Source organism: Veillonella sp., assembly GCF_019414865.1.
Classification (GTDB): domain Bacteria; phylum Bacillota; class Negativicutes; order Veillonellales; family Veillonellaceae; genus Veillonella.
On the sequence record NZ_DXLG01000041.1, the window covers coordinates 1 to 4916 of the forward strand.

Here is a 4916-nt window from a genome sequence, read left to right on the forward strand (position 1 = left end):
TTTACTGGGGTTATAGATATTATTTTTCCTATTGTTAACCTTGGTGATTTGCCTTAATTTACTAATTAACTTAAAATATGTGAGTAAAATACTTTGGAGGATTTATGTTACTTTCTATTGTAGTGCCTGTATATAACGAAGAAGAGAACATAGCGAATTTTTATAAAGCTGTAACTGATGTTATGTCAGGACTCACGTACGATTATGAACTAATCTTCGTAGACGATGGTTCTAGTGATTCGTCAGCTATGATATTGCGTGAAATTGCTTACAATGATAAACATGTCAAAGTGTTATTGCTTGCTCGTAATTTTGGGCATCAGACTGCGCTTACTTGTGGTCTTGATTATGCTCATGGAGATGCAGTTATTACAATGGACGGTGACATGCAGCATCCACCGGCTTTGATTCCTGAACTTGTTAGGTTGTGGGAGTCGGGCTATGATGTGGTGCGCACCATACGCGATTCAACTGAAGATGCTAGTTGGGCTAAATCTTTCACGTCTAAGTATTATTACAAACTAATGAACAAAATGGCCGATGTTCCTATTGTTGAAGGTGGATCTGATTTTCGTCTCATGAATAGTAAAGCATTGGGCACATTGAAACGGTTTAGAGAACATGGTCGTTTCTTGCGCGGTATTGTCGGTGCCTTAGGGTATAGACAAGCTGAGTTGCACTTTGTGGCGCCACCTCGTTTTGCAGGTGTCTCAAAGTTTAGTGTGCGTAAAATGATACGATTTGCTCTCGATGGGGTAACCGCCTTTTCAAGAGTTCCTTTACGGGCTGCCTTGTACGTCGGTGTACTATGTGGTGGGTTGAGCTTCTTGCTTATATTGCACCTCTTGTATGTATATCTTACGGGACAAGCCTTGAATGGATGGACTACCTTGGGCGTATCAATTTTGTTTATTGGTGGAATTCAACTCGTCGGACTGGGAATTATTGGCGAGTATGTAGGTCGTATTTTTGAAGAGGTGAAGCAACGGCCTTTGTATTGGGTTAAGTCAGCTATAAACTTTGATGAGCATGAAGATGCTCCATTACTTGGACCAAGTAGTGCAGATGTGTTTATGGCACCTGAGACTTATACTAACAAAAGCAAAGAAGACTAGCTGTATTTGTGAATGCAAATAAATAGACGGTTAGTATATTTTGAATAAATAACTTACTTTAAAAGTTTTTGGAAAGGAAGCATATGAAGTCAAAATATAGTAAGGTTAAAATAACGGCATTAACATTAACTTTTGTGTGTGCCACAACAGCCATGGTAGGTGCAACAACATTACAATATGGTGATAAGGGCAAAAGTGTTACAGCGGTTCAACAACAACTAATTAAACACGGTTATAATGCTACAGATAAAAATGGTGTATATGGTAAAGAAACGAAATGGGCAGTTCGTCTGTTCCAACAAGATCGTGGCTTACCAGTGGACGGTATTGTAGGTCCTGCTACGTATAATGCATTGATGAGTGCTCCTCGTTCTACGAAGGCAGTATTGACTCAAAATGCTGCAACTAAAGCAGTAGCAACAAAATCCGCTTTCACAAACAACAATGCGACATCTCGTCGTGTTGCTGGTCAATCCATTACTGGCAAAAATATTAAATTAAATAATATTACGAAAAACGAAACACCAAATAGTATTCATGCTATCTTGGCGGAAGCAGACAAATACCGCGGTGTTCCATATGTATTTGGTGGTACTACACCAAGTGGTTTTGACTGCTCTGGTTACGTTAAATATGTATTTGCAAAACAAGGTATTTCTTTACCACGTTTAGCAGATGAACAATATAACGTAGGTGTTGAGGTTTCTCGTGCAAACTTAAAAGCAGGGGATTTGGTATTCTTTGAAACATATGAACCAGGTCCATCTCACTCCGGTATTTACATTGGTGATGGCAAGTTCATCAGCGCCACTTCCAGTCGTGGTGTAGCAGTAGCAGATCTTGATACTGGCTATTGGGGTGAACGCTATATCGGCGCAAAACGCGTTGTATAAACCAATACATATTAGCTTTAAAAGAGGCTATACGAATCAATTATGTTCTGTTGATTTGTATAACCTCTTTTTCTCATTTCTAGAATTATTAAATTTTATCCTTGTATTTGCTATTGTGAAAGTCGGTAAATTCCGCATAATCTCAATGTTTTTAATAGATTTTATGTCGTTTTTACGATATAATGAAGAGTAAATAATTTTAGGAGGAATATACACATGAAGGGTAATGAACTGCGTCAAGCATACTTGCAGTTTTTTGAAAGCAAAGGACATTTAAAATTAGATAGTTTTTCTCTTATACCAGAAAACGATCCATCTCTATTATTGATTGGGGCAGGTATGGCGCCATTAAAGCCTTTCTTTACAGGTAAATTGGTACCTCCTTGTCATCGTATTACAACAAGCCAAAAATGTATGCGTACAGGTGACCTTGAAAACGTAGGTCGCACAGCTCGTCACCATACATTCTTTGAAATGCTTGGCAACTTCTCCTTTGGTGACTACTTTAAAAAAGAAGCAATTCACTGGGCGTGGGAGTTCTTAACTGAAGTTATTAAACTCGATAAAAATAGATTGTATGTTACTGTATATCCAGATGACCAAGAAGCATATGATACATGGCACAATGATTGTGGTGTAGAAGAAAGTCATATTACACGCCTTGAAGATAACTTCTGGGAAATCGGTGAAGGCCCATGTGGTCCTGATAGTGAAATCTTCTTCGACCAAGGTCCTGAACATGGTTGTGATGATCCTAACTGTGCACCAGGTTGTGACTGCGATCGCTATCTTGAAATCTGGAACTTAGTATTCACTCAATTTAATAAAATGCCAGATGGTTCTTATGAACCATTGCAACATAAAAACATCGATACCGGCGCTGGCCTTGAACGATTGGCTTCCGTATTACAAGGTTGTAAAACAAACTTTGAAACAGATTTGATTTTCCCAATTATTGAAGCTACAGCTAAACGCGCTGGTGTTACATATAACGAAAATCCAAATACTGATGTTTCTTTAAAGGTTATCGCTGACCATGCTCGTGCTGTCACTGCATTAATTTCTGATGGCGTATTGCCATCTAACGAAGGTCGTGGTTACGTATTGCGTCGTATTTTACGTCGTGCTGTACGTCATGGCCGTTTACTTGGTATTGAAGGTATCTTCTTAACACCACTTATTGATGTAGTGGTAGATATTCTTGGCCCTGGTATTAAATCCATTGCTGAGAAACAAGACTTCGTTAAACGGGTTGTACAAAACGAAGAAGAACGATTCAACCAAACCTTGGAACAAGGTCTTGAATTGTTGAATTCTTTGATTGATACACTTGCTGCTGAAAAAGCAACTGTTGTGCCTGGTACAGAAGTATTCAAACTATATGATACATACGGATTCCCTTGGGAATTAACAGAAGAAATCGCTTCTGAACGCGGCTTTACAATCGACCATGAAGGTTTTGAAGCAGCTATGAAGGAACAACGTGAACGCGCTCGTGAAGCTCGTGTAAAAGAAGATGCTAAGGTAGCAACACCTGACATCACATTCTTGAAAGACGAAGAGCTTCTTGAAGATGAAGCTGTAACTGCTTCTTCCGTATTAATGATCGGCAAAGGCTCTGAACGTTTACAAACAGCTGCTGATGGCGATGAAATTACTGTTATCGTACGCACCACACCATTCCACGCTGAAGGGGGCGGTCAATTAGGTGATACAGGCTTTATCGTTGGCCCAATGGGTAAGGTAGAGGTTCATAATACAAAACGTTTACCTGAAGGCACTGTATACCATATCGGTACTGTTGTGGAAGGTTCCATTTCCGAGGGCGATGATGTAGCGCTTGAAGTAGATACAAATCGCCGTGCTGCTATGGCTCGTAACCATACAGCAACACACTTGTTACATGCAGCATTGAAAAAGGTTCTAGGCGAGCATGTTAACCAAGCTGGTTCCTTAGTAACTCCAGATTACTTGCGTTTCGACTTCACTCACTTCTCTCCTGTAACACAAGAGGAACTTGATCAAATTGAAGCTCTTGTAAATGAAGAGATTTTAAAAGCTACAGATTTAGCTATTGCTGAAATGTCCATGGACGAAGCAAAAGCGAAAGGTGCGATGGCGCTCTTTGGCGATAAATATGGCGATGTAGTTCGCGTTGTAGAGGTTCCTGGTTTCTCCGTTGAATTATGTGGCGGTTCTCATGTGGGTAATACAGCTTTCATTAGTTCATTCCGCTTAACATCTGAAGCGGGTATCGGCTCTGGTGTACGTCGTATTGAAGCAATTACAGGTCGCGCAGCTCTTGATGCAGCAAAACATGATCGCTTGACTATCGAACGTATGGCAGGCGAACTTAAAACTAAAGCACCTCAAGTAGAAGAACGTTTACATCAAGTATTGGCAGAAGCAAAAGAAACTGCTAAAGAATTAGAACAAATTCGCAAAGAGGTTTCTGCAGCTGGTGCGGCAGATATCATTGCTGGTAAAGTTATGATTGGCGATGTAGCATTTGTAGCGGCTGCTGTAAAAGCTTCCTCTATTGATGAATTACGTGACCTAGCTGATATGGGCCTTGATAAATTGGCTGGTTCTGGCGTAGTGCTCGTAGGTGCTGCTATGGGTGACGATAAGGTTAACTTTGTATGTAAAGTATCTAAAGACGTTGTTGCTAAAGGTGCAAAAGCTGGTAACATCGTAAAAGCAGCAGCTCAAGTAGCTGGTGGTAATGGCGGTGGCCGTCCAGATATGGCTCAAGCAGGTGGTAAAGAACCAGCTAAATTGGTGGAAGCATTAAAAGCTGGTGGTGAAGCTTTAACATCTATGTTACAATAGGCATATAATTTTATAATTATACTTGTATCTGTTATAGAAAAATTTTATGATGCATAAAAAGTTACTGACTTTGTAG

The 4916-nt window shown here is 40.0% G+C and carries 3 protein-coding genes; all 3 read left to right on the forward strand.

Features of this window, described 5'->3' with window-relative positions; translation table 11 throughout:
• The first annotated feature begins 104 nt into the window (after positions 1–104).
• The 3 genes from QZ334_RS04090 to alaS all read left to right on the forward strand — a co-directional run bounded on the left by QZ334_RS04090 (position 105) and on the right by alaS (position 4840).
• Positions 105–1115: a glycosyltransferase family 2 protein gene (locus tag QZ334_RS04090; protein ID WP_119209137.1), complete on the forward strand. Its 1011-nt coding sequence runs from the start codon at positions 105–107 to the stop codon at positions 1113–1115.
• 83 nt (positions 1116–1198) lie between these two features.
• Entirely contained in the window at positions 1199–2008 is an 810-nt protein-coding gene (locus QZ334_RS04095) for a C40 family peptidase (RefSeq protein ID WP_105094499.1), read from the forward strand.
• Positions 2009–2224: 216 nt separating this feature from the next.
• Positions 2225–4840: an alanine--tRNA ligase gene (gene alaS, locus QZ334_RS04100; RefSeq protein ID WP_295232174.1), complete on the forward strand. Its 2616-nt coding sequence runs from the start codon at positions 2225–2227 to the stop codon at positions 4838–4840.
• Positions 4841–4916 lie beyond the last annotated feature (76 nt).